This is a genomic window from Streptomyces sp. NPDC001922, from assembly GCF_042891165.1.
Lineage (GTDB): Bacteria > Actinomycetota > Actinomycetes > Streptomycetales > Streptomycetaceae > Streptomyces.
In genome coordinates this window covers 125,959-147,636 of the sequence record NZ_JBIASV010000009.1, presented here as the reverse complement: position 1 = coordinate 147,636, position 21,678 = coordinate 125,959, and the positions used below count along the sequence as shown (strand labels likewise).

At 70.7% G+C, this 21,678-nt stretch carries 20 protein-coding genes and 1 tRNA gene; 9 read left to right on the top strand and 12 right to left on the bottom strand.

The features are described from left to right. Positions 1–111 precede the first annotated feature (111 nt). Entirely contained in the window at positions 112–1,248 is a 1,137-nt protein-coding gene (locus ACFYYR_RS18305; RefSeq protein WP_388853898.1) for an acyl-CoA dehydrogenase family protein, read from the top strand. Between the two features lie 152 nt (positions 1,249–1,400). Here the strand turns inward: ACFYYR_RS18305 and ACFYYR_RS18300 are convergent, their stop codons facing one another. From ACFYYR_RS18300 to ACFYYR_RS18285, 4 genes are all read right to left on the bottom strand, one after another. Continuing rightward, positions 1,401–1,748, bottom strand: a complete 348-nt coding sequence (locus ACFYYR_RS18300; RefSeq protein WP_388853895.1) for a rhodanese-like domain-containing protein — start codon at positions 1,746–1,748, stop codon at positions 1,401–1,403. Between the two features lie 55 nt (positions 1,749–1,803). Further along, positions 1,804–2,637 carry a J domain-containing protein gene (locus tag ACFYYR_RS18295; RefSeq protein WP_388853892.1) on the bottom strand — a complete coding sequence of 278 codons (834 nt, stop codon included), beginning with the start codon at positions 2,635–2,637 and terminating at the stop codon, positions 1,804–1,806. Positions 2,638–2,931: 294 nt separating this feature from the next. Then, positions 2,932–4,374, bottom strand: coding sequence for a DUF2252 domain-containing protein (locus ACFYYR_RS18290; protein WP_388853889.1), 1,443 nt, complete (start codon positions 4,372–4,374; stop codon positions 2,932–2,934). 335 nt (positions 4,375–4,709) lie between these two features. Then, complete coding sequence (locus ACFYYR_RS18285) at positions 4,710–5,072, bottom strand: winged helix-turn-helix transcriptional regulator (RefSeq protein WP_388853886.1); 363 nt, start codon at positions 5,070–5,072, stop codon at positions 4,710–4,712. A 103-nt stretch (positions 5,073–5,175) separates the two neighbouring features. Here ACFYYR_RS18285 and ACFYYR_RS18280 point away from each other — a divergent pair, with 103 nt between their 5' ends. Next, positions 5,176–5,826 (top strand): FMN-dependent NADH-azoreductase, encoded by a 651-nt coding sequence (locus ACFYYR_RS18280; RefSeq protein WP_388853883.1) that lies wholly within the window; start codon positions 5,176–5,178, stop codon positions 5,824–5,826. A gap of 642 nt (positions 5,827–6,468) precedes the next feature. On the opposite strand, the gene ACFYYR_RS18275 is transcribed toward ACFYYR_RS18280, so the two are convergent. Further along, positions 6,469–6,555: transfer RNA gene (locus ACFYYR_RS18275), tRNA-Leu, on the bottom strand. 363 nt (positions 6,556–6,918) lie between these two features. Between ACFYYR_RS18275 and ACFYYR_RS18270 the strand changes: the two genes are divergently transcribed. The 6 genes from ACFYYR_RS18270 (at position 6,919) to pknB (ending at position 15,008) form a co-directional block, all read left to right on the top strand. Continuing rightward, positions 6,919–7,752 carry an FhaA domain-containing protein gene (locus ACFYYR_RS18270; RefSeq protein ID WP_388853880.1) on the top strand — a complete coding sequence of 278 codons (834 nt, stop codon included), beginning with the start codon at positions 6,919–6,921 and terminating at the stop codon, positions 7,750–7,752. Between the two features lie 10 nt (positions 7,753–7,762). Continuing rightward, positions 7,763–8,296 carry an FHA domain-containing protein gene (locus ACFYYR_RS18265; RefSeq protein WP_388853877.1) on the top strand — a complete coding sequence of 178 codons (534 nt, stop codon included), beginning with the start codon at positions 7,763–7,765 and terminating at the stop codon, positions 8,294–8,296. A 120-nt stretch (positions 8,297–8,416) separates the two neighbouring features. After that, positions 8,417–9,976: a PP2C family protein-serine/threonine phosphatase gene (locus tag ACFYYR_RS18260; protein ID WP_388853873.1), complete on the top strand. Its 1,560-nt coding sequence runs from the start codon at positions 8,417–8,419 to the stop codon at positions 9,974–9,976. 21 nt (positions 9,977–9,997) lie between these two features. Continuing rightward, on the top strand, positions 9,998–11,395 hold the full coding sequence (locus ACFYYR_RS18255; protein WP_351506539.1) for an FtsW/RodA/SpoVE family cell cycle protein: 1,398 nt from the start codon (positions 9,998–10,000) through the stop codon (positions 11,393–11,395). After that, complete coding sequence (locus ACFYYR_RS18250) at positions 11,392–12,852, top strand: peptidoglycan D,D-transpeptidase FtsI family protein (RefSeq protein ID WP_388853869.1); 1,461 nt, start codon at positions 11,392–11,394, stop codon at positions 12,850–12,852. The genes ACFYYR_RS18255 and ACFYYR_RS18250 overlap by 4 nt, the downstream gene beginning before the upstream one ends. A gap of 167 nt (positions 12,853–13,019) precedes the next feature. Beyond that, positions 13,020–15,008, top strand: coding sequence for a Stk1 family PASTA domain-containing Ser/Thr kinase (pknB, locus tag ACFYYR_RS18245; RefSeq protein ID WP_388853865.1), 1,989 nt, complete (start codon positions 13,020–13,022; stop codon positions 15,006–15,008). A gap of 321 nt (positions 15,009–15,329) precedes the next feature. Here the strand turns inward: pknB and ACFYYR_RS18240 are convergent, their stop codons facing one another. From ACFYYR_RS18240 to ACFYYR_RS18215, 6 genes are all read right to left on the bottom strand, one after another. Continuing rightward, positions 15,330–16,052 carry a class E sortase gene (locus tag ACFYYR_RS18240; RefSeq protein WP_388853862.1) on the bottom strand — a complete coding sequence of 241 codons (723 nt, stop codon included), beginning with the start codon at positions 16,050–16,052 and terminating at the stop codon, positions 15,330–15,332. Positions 16,053–16,167: 115 nt separating this feature from the next. Then, positions 16,168–17,658, bottom strand: coding sequence for a class E sortase (locus ACFYYR_RS18235; protein ID WP_388853859.1), 1,491 nt, complete (start codon positions 17,656–17,658; stop codon positions 16,168–16,170). Next, the gene (locus ACFYYR_RS18230) at positions 17,655–18,293 is read right to left on the bottom strand and encodes an aminodeoxychorismate/anthranilate synthase component II (protein WP_388853856.1); all 639 of its coding nucleotides are present in this window, start codon (positions 18,291–18,293) and stop codon (positions 17,655–17,657) included. The genes ACFYYR_RS18235 and ACFYYR_RS18230 overlap by 4 nt, the downstream gene beginning before the upstream one ends. Next, a complete protein-coding gene (locus ACFYYR_RS18225) occupies positions 18,290–18,469 on the bottom strand; it encodes a hypothetical protein (RefSeq protein WP_388853853.1) in 180 nt (59 codons plus the stop codon). The genes ACFYYR_RS18230 and ACFYYR_RS18225 overlap by 4 nt, the downstream gene beginning before the upstream one ends. A 71-nt stretch (positions 18,470–18,540) precedes the next feature. Next, on the bottom strand, positions 18,541–19,242 hold the full coding sequence (locus ACFYYR_RS18220; RefSeq protein WP_388854477.1) for a class E sortase: 702 nt from the start codon (positions 19,240–19,242) through the stop codon (positions 18,541–18,543). Positions 19,243–19,276: 34 nt separating this feature from the next. After that, positions 19,277–20,050 (bottom strand): DUF881 domain-containing protein, encoded by a 774-nt coding sequence (locus ACFYYR_RS18215; protein ID WP_388853850.1) that lies wholly within the window; start codon positions 20,048–20,050, stop codon positions 19,277–19,279. Between the two features lie 142 nt (positions 20,051–20,192). Here ACFYYR_RS18215 and crgA point away from each other — a divergent pair, with 142 nt between their 5' ends. Continuing rightward, positions 20,193–20,444, top strand: coding sequence for a cell division protein CrgA (crgA, locus tag ACFYYR_RS18210; RefSeq protein WP_388853847.1), 252 nt, complete (start codon positions 20,193–20,195; stop codon positions 20,442–20,444). 311 nt (positions 20,445–20,755) lie between these two features. Here the strand turns inward: crgA and ACFYYR_RS18205 are convergent, their stop codons facing one another. After that, positions 20,756–21,655, bottom strand: a complete 900-nt coding sequence (locus tag ACFYYR_RS18205) for a rhomboid family intramembrane serine protease (RefSeq protein WP_388853844.1) — start codon at positions 21,653–21,655, stop codon at positions 20,756–20,758. Positions 21,656–21,678: the final 23 nt, after the last annotated feature.

The window sequence follows — 21,678 nt, the reverse complement described above, 5'->3', positions numbered from 1 at the left end:
AAATGCAGCGCGCTGTCCGGTCCGGGTGCGGACACCATTCCCAATTCCTGCAACATGTTCTATCTTGACGCACCGTCAGAAACTCTGCGGGTGTGCGTGGGAGGACGGGCAGTGGACTTCACCTTCACCGAAGAGCAGCAGGCGGCCGTCGAGGCAGCACAGGCCGTCTTCTCCGGGGTGGCACCCGACGGTGTGCCCAGCCCCGCCCTCGTGCCCGGTGCCGTCGCCGAGGACTTCGACCGTGCGCTGTGGCACCGGCTGGCCCGGGCCGACCTGTTGAGCCTCGTCCTCGAGCCCCGGCACGGCGGGGCGGGCCTCGACCTCATGGCGCTCTGCCTCGTGCTGCGGGAGTCCGCGAAGGTTCTGGCACGGACTCCCCTCCTGGAAACCGGCGCCGCTGCCCTCGCCCTGCGGACCCACGGCAGTGCCGAACTCTGCGACGACCTGCTCCCCCGGGTCGGCCGGGGCGAACTCGTCCTGACGGTCGCCTCCAACGGCCGTACCGGCCACGACGCCGCCCCGCTCTCGGTCACCGCGCACCGGGACGGTGACGCCTGGCAGTTGGACGGGGTGCAGACGGCCGTGCCCTGGGCACAGGTCGCGGACCTCGTGCTCGTACCGGCCCGTGCCGGGGACGGTCGAACGGTGGTCGCCCTGGCCCCCCGCCTCCACGACGGGGTGTCCCTGGCCGATCAGGTGTCCACCAGCGGCGAGCGTTACGCGGAGGTCTCCCTGGACTCCGTACGGATCGCCGACCGCGACACCCTGTCCGGCGAGGGCGTCTGGGAGCGGCTGCGCGATGTGCTCGCCACCGGCACCTGCGCTCTCGCGCTCGGCCTGGGGCTCGGTGTGCTCGGAATGACCGGCGAATACACCAGCAAGCGGGAGCAATTCGGCTTCCCGGTGGCCACCTTCCAGGCGGTGGCGGTCCAGGCCGCGGACCGCTTCATCGATCTGCGCGCCATGGAGGCGACCCTCTGGCAGGCCGCCTGGCGGCTCACCAGCGGAGCAACGGGGGCGCTGCCCCCGAGTGGAGACGTGGCGGTGGCGAAGATCTGGGCCTCCGAGGGGGTGCGCCGGGTCGTGCAGACGGCCCAGCACCTGCACGGCGGCTTCGGCGCGGACACCGACTACGCGCTGCACCGCTACCACGCCTGGGCCAAACAGCTGGAGCTGTCGCTCGGCCCGGCCGCGGCCCATGAGGAAGCCCTCGGCAACCTTCTCGCCGCCCACCCCCTCGCCTCCTAGAAGCTCGCCCGGGCACCGGCCGAGCTCCAACACCACCCGAGCGCCGGACACCCGGACACCCGGACCGCTGGGGACGGCACGGAAAGGCCGGGGCGAGGCAACAGCGGGAAGCGTCGAACCGAGCAGGGACGCTCAGAGCACGGGCGGGAGGCTCAGAGCACGTAGGCCTGTCCGCCGGTGGTCTCCGCGACCAGCGGGCGCCCCGCTGCTTCCCAGCCGAGCATGCCGCCGTCGACGTTCACCGCGTCCAGACCCTGGGCGATCAAGTACTGCGCCACCTGTGCGGACCGGCCGCCGACCCGGCACACCACGTGCACCCGCCGGCCGTCGGCGGCCGCCTCGGTCAGCTCGCCGAACCGTGCCACGACCTGACCCATCGGGAGGTGCAGCGCGCCCTCGGCGTGCCCGGCGGCCCATTCGTCGTCCTCGCGGACGTCCAGCAGAAAGCCGTCGGACGGAACCGCCCCGGCATCCACGGCGGGCAGCTGGGCGAAGTGCATGAGGTCAGCCTCTCTCGGTGTCGTCGGGCCGGACAGGTCGGCCCTCCCCCGCACGTTACCCAACCAGCTCCGCCAGCCGCGCCTCCCGCTCGGAGACCTGCGCCAGCAGCTGCTCGGCGATCTCGTCGAGCAGGGCGTCCGGGTCCTCCGGCGCCATCTTCAGCATCGCGCCGATGGCGCTCGACTCCAGTTCGGCCGCGACGGCGGCCAGCATCTCCTTGCGCTGGGCCAGCCACTCCAGACGGGCGTACAGCTCCTCGCTCCTGCTGGGCCGCTGCTCCTCGCCGCGGGGACCGGCCTCCCACTCCTCGGCGAGGTCTCCGAGCGCCGCCTGATCGCCCGCCGCGTAAGCCTTGTTGACCCGCACGATGAACTCGCTGCGCCGCTCCCGCTCCGCCTCGTCCCGTGCCAGATCGGGGTGCGCCTTGCGGACCAGCTCGCGGTACATCCGCCGGGCCTCTTCGCTCGGCCGCACCCGCCGCGGCGGCTGCACCGGTCGCTCGGTGAGCATCGCCGAGGCTTCGGGCGACAGGCCGTCGGAGTCGATCCAGCCGTTGAACAGCTCCTCGACGGCAGGCATCGGCAGGACCAGCCCCCGGGCCTGCTGTGCCTTGCGCAGGTCCTCCGGGTCACCGGTCCGGGCGGCGATCGCTTCGGCGATCAACGCGTCGAGCTCGTCGAGCCGGGCATACATCGGGCCGAGCCGCTGGTGGTGCAGCCGGGAGAAGTTCTCCACCTCGACCCGGAAGGTCTCCACGGCGATCTCGAACTCGATCAGCGCCTGCTCGGCCGCGCTCACCGCCTGCTCCAGGCGTGCCTCCGGCCGCGGACCGCCCTGAGGCTCCGTCCGCTCCGCTTCCGGGTTCGTCTCGGCTTCCGGATTTGTCACCCGGCCAGCCTACGGGCCGTTCCTCCCCGGTGGTTCCGGTAGGGCCATGAACGGTGGCCCGGCAAGGGGCTGCCGCCGCGACGGAGCGGCGCCGCGCTCCGGTTCACGAGTCGCCGGTTCGCCGGCTGCCCTTCACCGACCACCGGCTCGTGAGCTGCCGCACACCGGTACCGGCCTGGCCGTCGCCGTCCCGGGACGGCAGGGCAAGGGGACGCCGGAACGGTGACGGCCGGGCCCGGGAGCGGGCCCGCTGCGTCCCGCCCGGCGCCCGCAGACCCAGCCGGCTCAGCCGGATCAGACCCCCAGATCAGCGGCTATCCGCCCGTTCCGCACCGCGGTGACGAGCTCGGCATGGTCCGCCTCGGTCCGGTCCGCGTACGCCACCGCGAAGGCGGCGACCGCCTCGTCCAGCACGTCGTTCTTGCCGCAGTAGCCGGCGATCAGCCGGGGATCCACGCTGTGCGTGTGCGCCCGCGCCAGGAGCGCACCGGTCATCCGCCCGTAGTCGTCGAGCTGGTCGGGGGCGAGGGCTGCCGGGTCCACGCTGCCCTTCCGGTTCCGGAACTGCCGGACCTGGAACGGACGCCCGTCGACGGTGGCCCAGCCGAGCAGGAGGTCGCTCACCACCTGCATCCGCTGCTGGCCGAGCACCACGCGCTGCCCCTCGTGCCCGCCGCGGCGCTCCTGGTGCGTGCCGAATCCGGCCTTCTCCACGTGGGGCAGCAGCACCGAGGGCCGCGCCTCCTTGACCTGGAGCACCAGCGGCTCGCCCAGATCGTCGAGCAGCAGCACCACATAGGACCGCAGGCCCACACTGCCGGTGCCGACGACCCGGAAGGCGACGTCGTGCACCGCGTACCGCCCGAGCAGCGGCAGCCGGTCCGGCGGCAGTGTCCGGAGATAGTCGGGCAGCGCGGATGCCACCGCGGCGGCCTCGGCGTCGGGGACCCGCCGCAGCACCGGCGGGGCGTCCGTGAAGCCCCGACCGCCGTCCGGGAGGCTCTCGGTCGCCTTGGCGGCGAATCGCGCACTGGTGTTGCGCCGCGCCTTCTCCGAGACCCGTTGCAGGGTGCCGATCAGGTCGCGCGCGTCGGTGTGGGAGACCAGTTCCTCGTCGGCGATGGCGTTCCAGGCGTCCAGCACCGGCATCTTTGCGAGCAGCCGGGCGGTACGGCGGTAGGCCCCCGCGGTGTCCTGTGCCGCCTTCCGGCAGGTGTCCTCGTCCGCGCCCGCCACCCGGCCCGCCAGCACGAGCGAGGTGGCCAACCGTTTGAGATCCCACTCCCAGGGCCCGTGCACGGTCTCGTCGAAGTCGTTGATGTCCATGACGAGATTGCCCAGGGGGTCGCCGTAGAGGCCGTAGTTCCCGGCGTGCGCGTCACCGCAGATCTGCGCGCCGATCCCGGTGACCGGCGTGCCCGACAGGTCGTACGCCATCAGCCCCGCCGATCCGCGGAGGAAGGCGAACGGGTTCGCGGCCATGCGGCCGACCCGGATCGGCGTCAGCTCCGGGAGCCGCCCGGCGTTGGACTCCTCGACGGCCGTCAGGGCATCCGGCCGCCCCGCACCGAGCGCCGCCTCGGCGTGCGCGGAGCGCGGCACCCGCTCCCGCAGCGCCTTGCCCCGCTCCTTCGGCGTGGGGGATCCCTCCGGCCAGGGGGCGAACCCCGGCACATGAGGAATCCGCCTGCCCGGCCGCTCCGCACGTCCCGTGTCCGCCTCGGCCTCGGCCATCATGTGCCGCCTCCCCGTAACCACCCACTACGACTGGGCCACGACCGTACCGCCGGTTCCCGGCCGCCGCAGGCCCTGTGGACAACCTCGGCGGACGGCGCCCGGCGGTCGGGCATGGGAATGTTCGCACCGGGCGCGACCTGCGAGGGAGCGGCGAGAGGGCCAGGAGAACGAGGACGAGGGCGCACCGTGCCGCACCGCCGCGCGCCGGCAGTCCCGCGCACCGTTCGCCGGGCACCAGGCACGCTCCGCCGCAGCCCCGGCCGTCAGCACCCAGCCCGTCAGCCGTCAGTGCCCAGCCGTCAGCCCTCCCCCTCAGCCCCCGCACCCCCGTCCCCTCAGCCGCGGAAGCGCTCGGGGCAGCCGCCCCCGTCCGGAAGGTGGAGCTCCGCCCACCGCCCCAGCTCCTTCAGCGCCGGCTCCAGGGCCCGGCCGGCCTCCGTGAGCCGGTAGGAGACGCGCAGCGGGGGCCCCGCGTCGACCTCCCGCACGACCAGGCCCGCCCCGGCGAGCTGCGTCAGCCGGTCCGACAGCATGCGCTCGCTGATGCCCGGGATGGCCCGGCGGAGTTCGGCGAAGTGCACCGCCCGCTGCAGCAGCACGGACACGATCAGGCCGGTCCAGCGCTTTCCGAACAGCTCGAAGACCCGCGTCATGCCGGCATCGACCTTCTTGCACGCCTGCTCGTCGCCGTTCGTCATGGCTTCAGCGTACTAGCCATCCGTACGGGACTGCAGAAAAGTAAGTGACTGTGCTAAGAATAGCTACGTACGGATTTCAACTTCTCGTTTCCGGAGGCACCCCATGCCCACGCTGCTCCACCTCGACTCCTCCGCCTTCCCGCTGGGCGGCTCCTCCTCCCGTGACGTGGCCGCCACCTTCCGCAAGGCCTGGGAGGCGCAGCACCCCGACGGCACGGTCATCCACCGCGACCTGGCCGCCGACCCGCTGCCGCACATCGACGCCGCGGGGATCTCCGCCGCCTTCGCCGACCCGTCCGAGCACTCCGCCGAGCAGGAGGCGGCCTTCGCCCTCCGCGACACCCTCGCGAAGGAGCTGGAGCAGGCCGACGCGGTGCTCATCGGTGCCCCGATGTACAACTTCACGATTCCCTCGACCCTCAAGGCCTGGCTCGACCACGTGATCGTGATGGGCCGGACGGCCGGGGACTCCCCCTCCGCGGCGGGCACGCCGGTCACCGTGATCGCCAGCCGGGGCGGTTCGTACGCCCCGGGCACCCCGCGCGAGGGCTTCGAGTTCGTCCAGACCTACCTGGAGAAGGTGCTCGGCGGGATGCTCGGGCTCGAGGTGGACTTCATCGTTCCGGAGCTCACGCTCGCCCGGAGCAACCCGGCCATGGCCGACCTGGTCGAGCTGTCCGACGCGTCCCGCACCAAGGCGCACGAGGACGCGACGGAGAAGGCCGAGGCCCTCGCCGCCCGCCTCGCCGCCTGACCGGCCCGCGGCACGGCCGAGGCCCACCGCCACGGACCACCCACCGCCCACCGGCACCGACGCCCCGACAGTGGGCCCCGTCGACGGCGGGGCCCACTGCGTGCGCTCGTCGCCCACGCCCCGGTCCGGCTCTCCGCGCATTCCCTGCGGACCCGCACCCCTGCACCCCTGCACCCCTGCACCCCTGCAGCACATACCGCCCCGCGCCCTCACGGCCGCGAGCGCCGCACCCCGGACCTCGCCGACGTCTCGACGGCGCCGGGCAACCCGACGGCGCGGACAACCCGACCTCGGGGACAACGCGACCTCGGGGACAACTCCCGGCGAACTCCGGGCAATCGGCTCGACAACTCTTCCGCGGCGGCGGTACGCCCGGCCGCGGCCTCCCGCACGAGGCAGGGGCACTCACGGCTCCCGCGCAGCAGAGACGAGCAGCGCCGCAAGGACGAACGGCTCCGGCCCCAGCGGCCGGAGCCGCGGACCGCCGAAACACCGGAAGCTGGAAGCCGGAAACGGGAAACGGGAAACCGCCCACGCCGTGACCGAACGCCACGAGACGACCACACTTGGCGATGAAGGGAGGTAAAACGAAACGGACCCCTCCGGGTGACTATCGTCACCTCGAAGAGGCCCGCTTTCGCATGGTGCGCGAGGGGGGAGTTGAACCCCCACGCCCTTTCGGGCACTGGAACCTGAATCCAGCGCGTCTGCCTATTCCGCCACCCGCGCATGGGTGTTGCCGTTCGACTCTCCCCGCCGGAACCGGACCTTCCGGCCCGTGTCGTTGGGGTGAGCGCCTTCCGACATCCAGAAGATTAGCACGCTGTCGGGGGTGGGTTCACACGCGCATTCCCCGCCCACGGGCCGGGCACCTCGCCGGTTGCGGGACACTGTCGTGGTGGTCGCCTCTACGATCCGGTGGGGACGGCCCCACGAGCACTCCCGCGAACCGCTCCGGGCGGGCCCCTGTGAGGGGCGACACTCGACGGTGATGGCGGGAAGTGGAACCACCGGTGTTTGCGGCTCGTGGATACGATCAGTAAGCAGTACTTGGACGACTTCAAGGAAGAGCATCAGGGAAGGAGGTGCCCCGTGGGAGTACTGAAGCGCTTCGAGCAGCGACTCGAGGGTCTCGTCAACGGCACCTTCGCCAAGGTGTTCAAGTCCGAGGTCCAGCCCGTCGAGATCGCGGGGGCACTCCAGCGGGAGTGCGACAACAACGCGACCATCTGGAACCGCGACCGGACGGTCGTCCCCAACGACTTCATTGTCGAATTGAGCACACCGGACTACGACCGGCTCAGCCCGTACTCGGGCCAGCTCGGCGACGAGCTGGCCAGCATGGTGCGCGACTACGCCAAGCAGCAGCGCTACACCTTCATGGGCTCGATCAAGGTCAACCTGGAGAAGGCCGACGACCTCGACACCGGTCTGTACCGCGTGCGGAGCCGGACGCTGGCCTCCAGTGAGTCCCAGAGCCCCGCGGGCCGGCGCCCCGCCGCCGCCCCGCATCCGGGCGGATACCCGGCGCAGCCCGCCGGCGCACCGCCGATGCCCACCTCGCCGCCCGGCGGCCGTCCGCAGGGCGGTTCCTCCCCGGCGACCCGACCGCCCGGTCCGGGCGGGGGGCCGATGCCGGGCGCCCAGATCCGGCGCTGGATCGAGATCAACGGCAACCGCCACCAGATCTCCCGGCCGACCCTGGTGCTGGGCCGCAGCACCGAGGCAGACGTCCGGGTCGACGACCCCGGTGTCTCCCGCCGGCACTGCGAGATCCGGACCGGAACGCCCTCGACGATCCAGGATCTGGGGTCCACCAACGGCATCGTGGTGGACGGGCAGCACACCACCCGCGCTACGCTCCGCGACGGCTCGCGGATCGTCGTGGGCAGTACCACCATCGTTTACCGGCAAGCCGAAGGGTGAAGCGGGGGCAATGTCAGAGCTGACCCTGACGGTCATGCGGTTGGGTTTTCTCGCCGTACTGTGGCTGTTCGTCATCGTGGCCGTGCAGGTCATTCGCAGCGATCTGTTCGGAACGCGGGTGACCCAACGCGCGGGGCGCCGCAACGCCTCCGAGCAGAACCGCCCGCCGGCCTCCGGCCGCCAGCAGCAACAGCCGCCGCAGCAGCGCACCCAGTCCGGCGGCCGCAGTTCCGGCCGCCAGCGCCGCGGAGCACCCACCAAGCTGGTGGTCTCCGAGGGCTCGCTGACGGGCACCACGGTCTCGCTCCAGGGCCAGACCATCTCCCTCGGCCGGGCCCACGACTCGACGATCGTGCTGGACGACGACTACGCGTCCAGCAGGCATGCCAGGATCTACCCGGACCGTGACGGCCAGTGGATCGTCGAGGACCTCGGGTCCACCAACGGCACGTACCTCGACCGGACCCGACTCACCACCCCGACCCCGATTCCGCTGGGCGCGCCGATCCGCATCGGCAAGACCGTCATCGAGCTGCGGAAGTAGTACGACAATGAGCGAGCGGAGCGAGCGAGCCGTGGCCTCGTTGTCAACAGGCCTCGGCAAGCTCCCGACCGGAGGGTGGGCACCGTGCGGATGTACCCGGAGCCGACGGGCGAGGTGCGCATGAGTCTGTCACTGCGTTTCGCCGCCGGATCGCACAAAGGCATGATCCGCGAGGGCAACGAGGACTCCGGCTACGCCGGTCCCCGCCTCCTCGCCATCGCCGACGGGATGGGAGGCCAGGCCGCCGGCGAGGTCGCCAGCTCCGAGGTCATCTCCACGCTGGTCCAGCTCGACGACGACGTCCCGGGCTCCGACATCCTGACGTCCCTCGGGACGGCCGTGCAGCGGGCCAACGACCAGCTGCGGGTCATGGTCGAGGAGGACCCCCAGCTCGAGGGCATGGGCACCACGCTCACCGCCCTGCTGTGGACCGGACAGCGGCTCGGCCTCGTGCACGTCGGCGACTCCCGCGCCTATCTGCTGCGGGACGGCGTGCTCACCCAGATCACCCAGGACCACACCTGGGTGCAGCGGCTGGTCGACGAGGGCCGGATCACCGAGGAGGAGGCCACCACGCATCCGCAGCGTTCGCTGCTGATGCGGGCGCTGGGCAGCGGCGACCACGTCGAGCCCGACCTCTCGATCCGCGAGGTCCGGGCCGGTGACCGGTATCTCATCTGCTCCGACGGCCTCTCCGGCGTCGTCAGCCACGAGACGCTCGAGGACACCCTCGCCGGGTACCAGGGCCCGCACGAGACCGTGCAGGACCTGATCCAGCTCGCGCTGCGCGGCGGCGGCCCCGACAACATCACCTGCATCGTCGCCGACGTCTTCGACGTGGACGACGGCGACACCCTCACCGGGCAGCTCAACGACACCCCCGTCGTGGTGGGCGCGGTGGCCGAGAACCAGCACCAGCTCGGTGACGGCGGCGCCATGGAGACCCCGGCCGGCCGCGCGGCCGAACTGGGCCGCGGCGTACCGCCGCAGAGCCCCTCAGGCGCGGGGGGCTTCGGTCCGCCCGGCAGCGGTGACATCGCCGATCTCTCCGACGGCGGCTACGGCGCGTACACCGACGAGGACTTCACCAAGCCCCGCCGTCGCGGCCGGTGGCTGAAGCGTTCGCTGATCATCACGCTGGCGCTCGGTGCCCTCGGCGGCGCCCTGTACGGCGGCTACACCTGGACCCAGACCCAGTACTACGTGGGCACCAAGGGTGAGCACATCGCGCTGTACCAGGGCATCAGCCAGGATCTGGCCTGGATCAGCCTCAACGAGGTCCATGAGGACCACCCCGAGATCGAACTCAAGTACCTCCCCGCCTACCAGCGGAACCAGGTCAAGGAGACGATCGCGGTGGGCAGCCTCGACCAGGCCAAGGGCAAGGTCTCGGAGCTGAACAAGCAGGCCTCGGCGTGCCAGAAGAGCGCCGAGCGGGCCGAGAACGCCCGGAAGCAGGCCGCCGAGGAACGCCGCAAGGCCGAGGAACGCCAGTCCAAGCCGAATGCGAGCGCCAGCCCGAGCAGCAGTCCGAGCAGCAGTGCCTCGGGCAGCAATGTCTCGACCCGCAGCACGACCGAAACGACCCGCCCGTCCAGCAGCGCCACTCCGTCGCCCGGCCCCAGCTTGTCGGAGGAAGAGAAGCAGCTGGCCAAGCAGTGCGATAGCACCCAGCAGTAGCCGTAGGGGGCCATCCGGACCATGACCAGCACCACGAACACGACCACGATCAGCTCCGTGGGAGCGCCGAGCCGTCGCAACACCGAGCTCGCGCTCCTTGTCTTCGCGATCCTGATCCCGGTCTTCGCCTATGCCAACGTCGGCCTGGCCAAGGACGGCACCATGCCGACCGGCATGCTCGGCTACGGCGTCGGGCTCGGCCTCCTCGCGGGCGTCGCGCACCTGATGGTGCGCAAGTTCGCCCCGTACGCCGACCCGCTGATGCTGCCCATCGCCACCCTGCTCAACGGTCTGGGCCTGGTCCTCATCTGGCGGCTCGACCTGGAGCCGTCCATCAGCACACCGACGCTCGGCGGTGCCATGGCGCCGGGCCAGCTGATGTGGTCCACCCTCGGTGTCGCGCTCTTCCTCGGGGTGCTGGTCTTCCTGAAGGACCACCGCGTCCTGCAGCGCTACACCTACATCTCCATGGTCGTGGCGCTGGTCCTGCTGATCCTCCCGATGTTCTTCCCGGCCCGGTTCGGCGCACGCATCTGGATCACCATTCCCGGTGTCGGCTCCCTCCAGCCCGGTGAGTTCGCGAAGATCGTCATCGCGGTCTTCTTCGCCGGCTACCTGATGGTGAAGCGGGACGCGCTGGCACTGGCCAGCCGCCGGTTCATGGGCCTCTACCTGCCGCGCGGCCGTGACCTCGGCCCGATTCTGGTGATCTGGGCCCTCAGCCTGCTGATCCTGGTCTTCGAGACCGACCTCGGCACCTCGCTGCTGTTCTTCGGCCTCTTCGTGATCATGCTGTACGTGGCGACCGAACGCACCAGCTGGGTCGTCTTCGGCCTCACGCTGAGCGGGGCCGGCGCCGTCGCCGTGGCGTCCTTCGCGGGCCACGTCCAGCGCCGTGTCGACGACTGGCTGGACCCGCTGCGGCTGGTCAACGGCGGTGTCACCGAGACCGCCCAGGCGATGTACTCCTTCGGCTCCGGCGGCATCTTCGGCTCCGGCCTCGGTCAGGGCTACTCCCGTCTCATCGGCGGCATCGCCCCCAAGAGCGACTACATCCTCGCCACCGTCGGCGAGGAGCTCGGCCTCACCGGTCTGATGGCGATCCTGGTGCTGTACGGCCTGCTCATCGAGCGCGGCGTGCGCACCGCCCTGGCCGCGCGTGACCCGTTCGGCAAGCTGCTGGCCGTCGGCCTCTCCGGCGCGTTCGCCCTTCAGGTCTTCGTCGTCGCGGGCGGCGTGACCGGGCTCATCCCGCTGACCGGTATGACCATGCCCTTCCTCGCGCAGGGTGGCTCGTCCGTCATCGCCAACTGGGCCCTCGTCGCCGTTCTGCTGCGCATCAGCGACACCGCGCGCCGGCCGGCCCCGGCCCCTGCTCCGTCCACCGACGCCGAGATGACCCAGGTGGTCCGACCGTGAACAAGCCTCTCCGCCGGGTCGCCATTTTCTGCGGCCTGCTCGTCCTCGCCCTGCTGGTCCGGGTCAACTGGGTCCAGTTCGTCCAGGCCGAGGAGCTCTCCACCGACTCCCACAACCGCCGGGTGGCCATCGGCCGCTACAGCCAGGAGCGCGGCGACATCATCGTCGACGGCAAGCCGATCACCGGCCACCGCGAGACGACCGGCAGCGACTTCAAGTTCAAGCGCACCTACAAGAACGGGCCGATGTGGGCCCCGGTCACCGGCCGCGCCTCGCAGGCCTTCGGCGCCAACCAGCTCGAGGAGCTGTACGACGGCATCCTCACCGGCGACGACGACCGGCTCTTCTTCAACCGCACGCTGGACATGATCACCGGCAAGGAGAAGAAGGGCGGGCAGGTCGTCACCACCCTCAACGCGAAGGCGCAGAAGGCCGCCTTCAAGGGGCTGGGCGACAAGAAGGGCGCCGCGGTCGCGCTCGACCCGAAGACCGGTGCGATCCTCGCCCTGGCGAGCACCCCGAGCTACGACCCGTCGAGCTTCGCCGGCAACGGCACGGACGACGAGAAGGCCTGGGTCGAGCTCAACAAGGACAAGGACAAGCCGATGGTCAACCGGGCGCTGCGGGAGACCTACCCGCCCGGCTCGACCTTCAAGGTCGTCACCGCCGCCGCCGCCCTGGAGAACGGCGTGGTCGACGACATCGACGCGAACACCAAGTCCCCGCTGCCGTGGCAGCTGCCGCTCAGCTCCCGGAACCTGGAGAACGAGGGGAACATCCCCTGCGAGAACGCCACGCTCCGGGACGCGCTCAAGGTGTCCTGCAACACCGTCTTCGGCAAGCTCGGTGACGACGTGGGCCGGGACAAGATGGTGAAGCAGGCCGAGAAGTTCGGCTTCAACAAGGAAGTCTTCACCCCGGTCCGCGCCGACAAGAGCGTCTACGACGACAAGATGGACCGGCCGGGCAACGCCCTGTCCTCCATCGGCCAGTTCAACACCGCCACCACCCCGCTCCAGATGGCCATGGTCGCCTCCGCGGTCGCCAACGACGGCAAGCTGATGGAGCCGTACATGGTGGACGAGCTGCGGGCGCGCAACCTCACCAAGGTCGAGCAGCACACTCCCAAGGAGATGAGCCGGCCGCTGAAGCCGGAGAACGCCCAGAAGCTCCAGGAAATGATGGAGACGGTCGTCCAGGACGGCACCGGCAAGAACGCCCAGATCCCGGGGACCACCGTGGGTGGCAAGACCGGTACGGCGCAGCACGGTGTGGACAACAGCGAGAAGCCGTACGCCTGGTTCATCTCGTACGCCAAGACCGACAACGGCAGCCCGGTCGCGGTGGCCGTCGTCGTCGAGGACGGCAGCGCCAACCGGGACGACATCTCGGGTGGCGGTCTGGCCGCTCCGATCGCGCGGAACATCATGGAGGCGGTCGTCAACGACGACAAGTGACCGGGATCACGGTCTGAACCGAACCGCCCACGAGACCGTACCGGTCCGGTATCAGGTAGCGGTCGTGTCCGGGACCCCCACGGCGTGCCGGGTACGGTAGGCCCGAACAGCACACTGCCGGACCCACACCGGTGCGCCGGGAAAGACGGAGAGGGCTGGAGAAAGCTATGGAAGAGCCGCGTCGCCTCGGCGGCCGGTACGAGCTGGGCTCGGTGCTCGGGCGCGGTGGCATGGCCGAGGTGTACCTCGCCCATGACACCCGCCTCGGTCGCACCGTGGCTGTGAAGACGCTGCGGGTCGACCTGGCCCGTGACCCGTCGTTCCAGGCCCGGTTCCGCCGAGAGGCCCAGTCGGCCGCATCGCTCAACCACCCGTCGATCGTCGCCGTGTACGACACCGGCGAGGACTACGTCGACGGGGTCTCGATCCCGTACATCGTCATGGAGTACGTGGACGGGTCGACTCTCCGTGAGCTGCTGCACTCCGGCAGAAAGCTGCTGCCCGAGCGGTCGCTGGAGATGACCGTGGGGATCCTCCAGGCGCTGGAGTACTCCCACCGCGCGGGCATCGTGCACCGTGACATCAAGCCGGCGAACGTCATGCTGACGCGCACCGGTCAAGTCAAGGTGATGGACTTCGGCATCGCCCGCGCCATGGGCGACTCCGGCATGACCATGACGCAGACGGCGGCCGTCATCGGCACCGCGCAGTACCTCTCGCCCGAGCAGGCCAAGGGCGAGCAGGTCGACGCGCGCTCGGACCTCTACTCCACCGGCTGTCTGCTGTACGAGCTGCTGACCGTGCGGCCGCCCTTCGTGGGCGACTCGCCGGTCGCCGTGGCGTACCAGCACGTCCGGGAGGAGCCGCAGCCGCCGAGCACCTTCGATCCGGAGATCGCTCCGGAGATGGACGCCATCGTCCTCAAGGCGCTCACCAAGGATCCCGACTACCGCTACCAGTCGGCCGACGAGATGCGGGCCGACATCGAGGCCGCACTCGAGGGCCAGCCCGTGGCGGCGACGGCGGCCATGGGGGCGGTCGGTTACGGCGCGTACGGCGGCGACCACCCGACGACCGCTCTGCGCCCGCAGGACGGGAACGGGCAGACGTCGATGCTGCCGCCGATGCGGGACGACGACGGCGGCTTCGGCTACGACGAGCGGGGCGGCGGCCGTCGCGGCGGCGGCAAGAAGAGCAACACCTCCACGGTGCTGCTGGTGGTCGCGGGCATACTCGTGCTGGTCGGAGCGATTTTCATCGGCCGGGAGATCTTCGCCGGCGACCGGCCGGAAGATCAGGTGGACGTACCCAACCTGGTCGGCGACTCCCTGTCCGAGGCCAAGGCGCAGGGTGAGAACGGCGGCTTCAGCGTGGTCAAGGACGGCTCGACGTCCTGCGACAACGTCAAGAAGAACCAGGTCACCAAGCAGGATCCGGAGCAGGGCGCCCAGGTCGAGAAGAAGGGGACCGTGAAGGTCACCCTGTGCTCGGGTCCCGAGCTGGTCTCCGTCCCGGACGTCGAGGACCTGCCGCTCGACGACGCCCGGAGCCGTCTCCAGCGCAAGGGCTTCGACAAGATCCTGACCAAGCAGGTCGAGTCGGACCGGACGCCGCGCACGGTGATCGAGCAGACTCCGGCGGCGGGCAGTGAGCGGGCGAAGACCGCCACGATCACGCTCACCGTGGCCAAGGAGAAGACGAAGACCCAGGTCCCGGACGTCACCAACCAGCCGTTCGACGCGGCGAAGCAGCAGCTCGAGGGGCTGGGCTTCACGGTGCAGAAGCGGGAGACGGAGAGTGCCGACGCCGCTCCCGGCACGGTGGTCTCCCAGACGCCCACCGGCAACAGCGAGGTGACCGCGGGCTCGACGGTCACCCTGGTCGTGGCGAAGCAGGCCGAACAGTTCGCCATGCCGGACGTGACGAACCAGAAGCTCAAGGACGCCAAGAAGGCCCTGGAGGACGCCGGCCTGGTCGTCCAGTCCGCCGGTCCGGCGCAGGAGGACGACGCCACCGTGGTCGCCTCCAGCCCGGCGGCCGGTACCCAGGTGAAGAAGGGCGACCAGGTCGGCCTGGTCACCAGCCCGGCCCAGGGCGGCGACGACGGCGGAATCCTCTTCGGCGGCACGGGCGGCGAGAAGGGCAAGAAGAACTGAGCCGCCGCAGGGCGTGACGCGCTGCACGGCATGACAGAGGGCCCCTGACACCTGCACGGTGTCAGGGGCCCTCTGCGATGTTTCCCGGGGCGCCGCCGTGAGCCCCGCCGCCGGACCGCCGGGGCTCTCACGGCGGCGGAGAGGCCCGTGGAGCCGTTGTGCGGGCACCGGCCACCGGGCCGGCGCCGAGGTACGCCTCAGCGGCGCCGCGGGGCCGGGGGCACCGGCGACCGGGTCACGGCCCGTCCGCCCGGATCCACCGGGTGCCGTGCACCCGGCGTTCCGGCCCGACGTCCCTGTGCCTGCTCCGCCTCTGCGGGGTCAGCTCAGTTCCTTCGGGGGCGTGCGGTCCGCGTCGACCTTCTCGGTGCGCTCCAGCTCGCCCCAGACGATGTACCGGTACTTCGACGTGAGCACCGGAGTACAGGTCGTGAGGGTGATGTAGCGGCCCGGCTTCTTCCGCCCCGACTCCTTCGGGATGCGGTCCAGGACGTCCACGTTGTACTTGGAGGTCTCCGGGAGCTTGGCGAAGACCTTGTAGACGTACCAGGTGTCGCGGGTCTCGAAGACGACCGGATCGCCCTCGTCCACCTTGTCGATGTTGTGGAACTTCGCGCCGTGGCCGTCGCGGTGGGCGGCCAGCGAGAAGTTGCCGGTCCGGTTCCAGGGCATCGCCGACTTGACCGGCTTGGTGTAGTAGCCGGCCACGCCGTGGTTGAGCTCGTCGGAACCGGTGCCCTTGGTGACGAGCACCTCACCGTTCTTCATCGCCGGTACGTGCAGGAAGCCGATGCCGTCCTTGGTGTCCAGGGGCCCGGGGCCGTCCGCCCAGCGATCCCGGATCTGGTGGCCCTTCTCCGAGGCGTCCCGGTCGGCCAGCACGTTCGTCCACCACAGCGAGTAGACGACGAACAGGGCGAGCACCAGGCCCGCCGTGATCAGCAGTTCCCCGATGACGCTGACGACGGCGGCTGCCCGCCGTCGAGGGCGCTGGGGTCGCGGTGGCTGTGCCTCGGTGTCCTCTGCGTGATGGGTCACTGCCACCGCGTCGTACTCCGTTTCGATTTTTCCGTGTGCTCTGGTGCTCGGGTGCTGCTTCTTCGGTGCTGCTCGGGTTCTCGGTGCTGCTCAGCGGCTCCGGCCCTGCGGAGCGCGGGGTCTAGCCGACGAGCGCGTCCGGTTTGCCCTGGCTGCGGGCCCGCTCATCGACCATCCTTCCCCAGACGATCATTCGATACGTGCTGGTGAACTCGGGTGTGCAGGTCGTCAGCGTGATGTAGCGCCCCGGTCCGGTGAAGCCCGAACCCGGGGGAACCGGCTTGATCACATCGGTGTTGGACGGCGGCGTCTGCGGAAGGATGCTCGCCATCTCGTACGTGTAGAACGTGCGCTGCGTCTCAACGATGATCTCGTCGCCCGGGTTGAGGCGGTTGATGTACCGGAAGGGCTCACCGTGGGTGTTGCGGTGGCCCGCGACCGCGAAGTTCCCCTTCTTGTCCCAGGGCATCGCCGTCTTCAGCTTCCCGTCGGCGTAGTGGCCGACCATGCCGTGGTCGAGCACCTTGTTCTTGTCGATGCCCTCGGCGATGGGGACCTTCACGTCCAGCTTGGGGATGTACATGATGGCGAAGCCCTGCCCGGGCGAGAACGCGCCGGCGCTGCGCGCGCCCTTGCCGTCCCACTCCTTCTGCAGATTGCTGGCGGCGCCGCCGGCCTCCTGCTGGGCGAGAACATTGGTGTACCAGAGCTGATACGTCACGAACAGCAGCATCAGCACACCGATGGTGATGAACGTCTCACCCAGGACGCGGCTGGCGATCACACTCGGCGGATCCTTGCGCGCTCGCGCCTGCCGCCGGGCCTCCACCCGGGAGAGCGGAGCGGCGGCGGCCGTGCCGGACGCGGCGGAGGCGGCCGGTCCGGCCGCGCGCCGTCCGTGCCCGGCCCGGCGGCGCCCGCCGCCCTGTGCGGCCTTGCGCCGGGCGGCCCGGCCTCCCGCCGGTGCCCCGACGGCGGCGGAGCCGCCCGCGACGTTGCGCAGCTCGTCCACGCGCAGCGCCACGGTCCGCTCGTCGCCGAGCCCGTCGGCACCGGCGGCGGGTTCCCGGCCGTCCGCAGCCGGCGGGGCGTCACCGGCGGGGCCCGAGGCGCGGCGACGGGCCGCCGCCCGGCGGGCGGCGCGGCCCATCGTCGGCTCCTGCGGGGCCGCGTAGCCCTCCGGGGCGGGTGTCTGCTCCAGCACCCGCCACGCGTCCGCGGGGGTGTAGGAGGGCGGGTTCTCCGGCGGGAGGGGCAGATGCGCCTGCGCGGGCTCCTGGGGCGTGCCGTACGCCCGGGCGTGCGGGTCGGCGTACCCCTGGCCGTACGCCGTGGACGGCGCCTCGGCACCGGGCAGCGGGCCGTGCTCCGGCCGGGCCCCCGGCCACGCGACGGCCGGCGGTTCCGGCTCCTGGCGCGGGAGTTGGTGGGGCACATGGCCCAGCGCCCGGCTGCCCGTGCCGTGACCGGGGGCCTGATCGGGGGCCTGGCCGGGCAGCGGGTCGTTCAGCGGATCGTGGAGCCGCCCGACAGCCGCCTCGAACGTACCGGACTCGCCGTACGGCTCTCCGTACGGCGACCCGGTGTCGCGTTCGGGGCGGAGTGCGGTCACGCGCCGACCTTGCCGACCACCGGCGCCAGTCCCGCGGATCGTTCGACGGCGCCGGAATCGCCGCACACCACCAGCCAGTTGGCGAGCATCCGGTGGCCCCACTCGGTGAGCACCGACTCGGGGTGGAACTGCACGCCCTCCACCGGGAGATCGCGGTGGCGCAGGCCCATGGCGATGCCGGTCTCCGTCCAGGCCGTGACCTCCAACTCGTCCGGGACGGTGCCGCGTTCGACGGCGAGCGAGTGGTAGCGGGTGGCCGTGAACGGCGAGGGGAGTCCCCTGAAGACCCCGCTGCCCTCGTGCGTGACCAGGGAGGTCTTGCCGTGCAGCAGCTCGGGGGCGCGGTCGACGACCCCGCCGTAGGCGACCGCCATCGACTGCATGCCCAAACACACGCCGAACACCGGGACTCCGGTGTCCGCGCAGTGCCGCACCATGGCGGTGCACACCCCGGCCTGTTCCGGCGTTCCGGGGCCCGGGGACAGCAGGACGCCGTCGAAGCCGTCCTGGGCGTGGGCGGTCGCGACCTCGTCGTTGCGCAGCACCTCGCACTCGGCGCCGAGCTGGTAGAGGTACTGGACGAGGTTGAAGACGAAGCTGTCGTAGTTGTCGACGACGAGAATGCGTGCACTCATCGGGCTGAAGGTCCTCCGCCGTTGTCGACTGTCACGTCGTTGAACGGAAGCAGGGGCTCCGCCCACGGGAAGACGTACTGGAAGAGAACGAAGACGATCGCCAGTACGAGCATGAGCGAGATCCCCGCCCGTACCCAGGCGTTCCCCGGCAGATGCCGCCAGATCCAGCCGTACATGCTGTCCCCACTTGCCGATGATGAAGCCGATTGCAGCTCCAGAGTAAAGGTCGGAGCGGGGGGAAGGTGGGTCAGCTGCGCAATGCGTCGGGCTTCCCGCGTCCGACGCGGCGGGTGTCGTCCAGGTGTGCCCAGGCGATCAGCCGGTGGCTGTGTCCCCACTCCGGGTCGCAGGTGGTGAGGGTGAGATAGCGGCCCGGCCCGCCGTATCCCGACTTCCGCGGAACCGGGTCGATCACCCCGGTGTCGGTAGGCAGCGTGCGGTACGGCCTGCGGTCGATGCGGTAGGTGAACCAGGTCGTGCCGTCGGTCAGCACCACGGCGTCCCCGGGGCGCAGCTTCGGGAAGTCCTTGAACGGGTCCCCGTGGGTGCGGCGGTGGCCGGCCACGGAGAAGTTCCCACGCGCGCCGAGCGGGGCGGTGCGCGCGTAGTGGCCGAGGCCGCGGGCGAGGGTGTCCCGGTCCGTTCCCTCCAGCACCGGCTTGGCCCAACTGTCCCCGAAACGGGGGATGTACATCACGGCGAACGCCTTCCCCCGCGCGGAGGGCGCAGCGGTGGGCGGGGCTCCGGGGCCGTCCGGTTCCGGTCCGGCCGGCGCTCCCGCGACCGGACCGTCCGACCACCGCTCCTGGAGACGGTCGATCTCGCCGTGCATCGCGCTGTCGGCACGGACCCCCGTCCAGAACAGCACATAGGTGACGAACAGCACGATGACGCTGCCGACGGTGACGCACAATTCGCTCAGCGTTCTGACGATCAGTCGCGCGGTCACCGGTGCCGGCAACGGCGGCCCCCTTCGTCCCGGGTCACTTCACGGGCTTGGCGTAGTGCAGGTCCACTGTGCCGGAGTAGCCGGGCAGAGTCACCGCCTGCTGCTGTTCGACTTTCCAGCCCAGCCCGTAGGCGTTGACGTACTGCATGTAGTTCTGGATGGCCGGGGACTCGGCCAGCGCCGTCTGGAGCCGTTCGGTGTTGCCGACGGCCGTCACCTTGTACGGCGGCGAGTAGACGCGGCCCTGGAGGATCAGGGTGTTGCCCACGCAGCGGACCGCGCTGGTCGAGATGAGCCGCTGGTCCATGACCTTGATCCCGCGGGCGCCGCCCTGCCAGAGGGCGTTGACGACGGCCTGGAGGTCCTGCTGGTGGATGACGAGATCGTTGGGCTGCGGTTCGGGGACTCCGGGGATACGGGCGGTGGCGTTGGGGGGCGCGTCGGTGAGGGTGACCGCCACCCCGGACCCCTTGAGCGGTTTGGTGCCCGCGACCCGCTCCAGCGCGTCGAGCTTGACCTTCTCGGCCTCCGTGCTGCCGTCGTCCCGCTCGGCGAGCCGGTCGACCTGGCTCCGGGCGGTGGCCGCCTCGTCGGTGAGCTCGGCGTTCTTCCGGCTGCGCTCACGGATCAGGTCGGAGAGCCGGAGCATCGAGTCGTCGGAGCGGAGGTTTGTACCCTGGGCCGTGTTGAAGCTGGTCCAGAAGATGAGCCCGGCGAGTGCGAACACGGCGGCGGTCAGCAGTCGCACCGGACGGAACCGGCGGAGCCGCCGGACCCGGCCGGTATCGGTGTCGGCAGAATTGCTCACCGTACCCTTATCTCCTTCTGCGCCGCGGAAGGACTACGCTAACGGACGCCCCCGGGGTGAACGTACGCCCCGTCGGGCCTCGCCCCGGCGACAGACCCAGATCACTGCGCGGTCACGCAGCGCATCGACAGGAGAGACCCTCGTGCCGAAGTCACGTATCCGCAAGAAGGCCGAATTCACGCCCCCGCCGGCGAAGCAGACCAATATCAAGCTGACCAGCCGCAGCTGGGTCGCGCCGCTGATGCTGGCCATGTTCCTGATCGGCCTCGCCTGGATCGTGGTCTTCTACGTGACCGCCGGCGACATGCCGGTCGGCTCCCTGGGCAACTGGAACATCGTCGTCGGCTTCGGCTTCATCGCCGCGGGGTTCGTGGTCTCCACCCAGTGGAAGTAGCGGTCGGCGCGCCGGTCGGAGCACCACTCGACGTACCGCCCGGCGCGGTCCGCCGCAAGCCTTGCCCCAAGGTTGCCCACAGAGTTATCCACAGCCCTGTCCACATGGGGAAAAGGTCAGACGATCTGTGGATAACCCCTTGAGCATTGACGCCGGTGTGACTGGTGGTACGTCCTACCACCCACCCGTCACCCCTGCGCGGTACTGGGAAAACGCAGGTCAGTGCGATTCCCGTAGCCATCTCCGCACAGCACGCACAAGATTCGCCACCCGCTGTGGACAACGGCCCCGTCCGGGCCGCCGGAAGTCCCTCAGGGGGTGAGCTGCAGGGTCCGTACGCACACCACCGCGACGATCGCCAGAAGCGCTGCCAGGCAGGTGGCCCGCTGCACCAGGGCGCGGTGCTCACGCGGCGCGTGGACCAGGCCGTACGCGACCGCCGCCCCCACCACCAGCCCGCCGATATGGGCCTGCCAGGCGATGTTCCCCCAGGTGAAGGTGAAGATCAGGTTGAGCACCAGCAGGGCGATGACCGGCCGCATGTCGTAGTTCATCCGGCGCATCAGCACGGCGGTCGCGCCGAGCAGGCCGAAGACGGCACCGGACGCACCCAGCGAGGGCTGGCCCGGGGACGCGAGCAGGTACGACAGCGCGCTGCCGCCGAGCCCGGAGAGCAGGTAGAGCGCGACATAGCGCACCCGGCCGAGGGCGGCCTCCAGGGGCGGACCGAGCCACCACAGCGACAGCATGTTGAACGCGATGTGCATCAGCTGCTGGTGCAGGAACATCGCGGTCAGCAGGCGGTACCACTGGCCCTCCGCGACGCCCTCGACCGGGCCGCCGTAGTAGTACTGCAGCCGGCCGACCAGGTCGAGCTCGTCGACGAGCCGGTCGCCGGCGCCGAGCACGGCGAACCAGAGCGCCAGGTTCAGCCCCAGCAGGATCTTGGTGACCAGACGCGGATCGTCGGCCACCGAGCCGCCCGCTATCGTCCGCGGGCGCGTGGCCTGCGGGGCGTGGCCGGTGCCCGACCCCTCCTTCACACAGGTGGGGCACTGGAAGCCGACGGACGCACTGACCATGCACTCCGGGCAGATGGGCCGCTCGCAGCGGGTGCAGCTGATACCCGTCTCGCGGTCCGGATGCCGGTAGCAGCCGGGCAGGCCGCCCGCGGCCTCGGGAGCGTCCGAGCTTCCTGGCGCCTGATCCATCGGTTCCCTCGTCTCCGTCCTGC

What these genes read in the sequence shown, in the direction of transcription:
- ACFYYR_RS18300 (WP_388853895.1), bottom strand. Translation starts at nt 1,748, where the DNA reads ATGCACTTCGCCCAGCTGCCCGCCGTGGATGCCGGGGCGGTTCCGTCC.
- ACFYYR_RS18290 (WP_388853889.1), bottom strand. Translation starts at nt 4,374, where the DNA reads ATGATGGCCGAGGCCGAGGCGGACACGGGACGTGCGGAGCGGCCGGGC.
- ACFYYR_RS18285 (WP_388853886.1), bottom strand. Translation starts at nt 5,072, where the DNA reads ATGACGAACGGCGACGAGCAGGCGTGCAAGAAGGTCGATGCCGGCATG.
- ACFYYR_RS18280 (WP_388853883.1), top strand. Translation starts at nt 5,176, where the DNA reads ATGCCCACGCTGCTCCACCTCGACTCCTCCGCCTTCCCGCTGGGCGGC.
- ACFYYR_RS18265 (WP_388853877.1), top strand. Translation starts at nt 7,763, where the DNA reads ATGTCAGAGCTGACCCTGACGGTCATGCGGTTGGGTTTTCTCGCCGTA.
- ACFYYR_RS18260 (WP_388853873.1), top strand. Translation starts at nt 8,417, where the DNA reads ATGAGTCTGTCACTGCGTTTCGCCGCCGGATCGCACAAAGGCATGATC.
- ACFYYR_RS18255 (WP_351506539.1), top strand. Translation starts at nt 9,998, where the DNA reads ATGACCAGCACCACGAACACGACCACGATCAGCTCCGTGGGAGCGCCG.
- pknB (WP_388853865.1), top strand. Translation starts at nt 13,020, where the DNA reads ATGGAAGAGCCGCGTCGCCTCGGCGGCCGGTACGAGCTGGGCTCGGTG.
- ACFYYR_RS18230 (WP_388853856.1), bottom strand. Translation starts at nt 18,293, where the DNA reads ATGAGTGCACGCATTCTCGTCGTCGACAACTACGACAGCTTCGTCTTC.
- ACFYYR_RS18225 (WP_388853853.1), bottom strand. Translation starts at nt 18,469, where the DNA reads ATGTACGGCTGGATCTGGCGGCATCTGCCGGGGAACGCCTGGGTACGG.
- ACFYYR_RS18205 (WP_388853844.1), bottom strand. Translation starts at nt 21,655, where the DNA reads ATGGATCAGGCGCCAGGAAGCTCGGACGCTCCCGAGGCCGCGGGCGGC.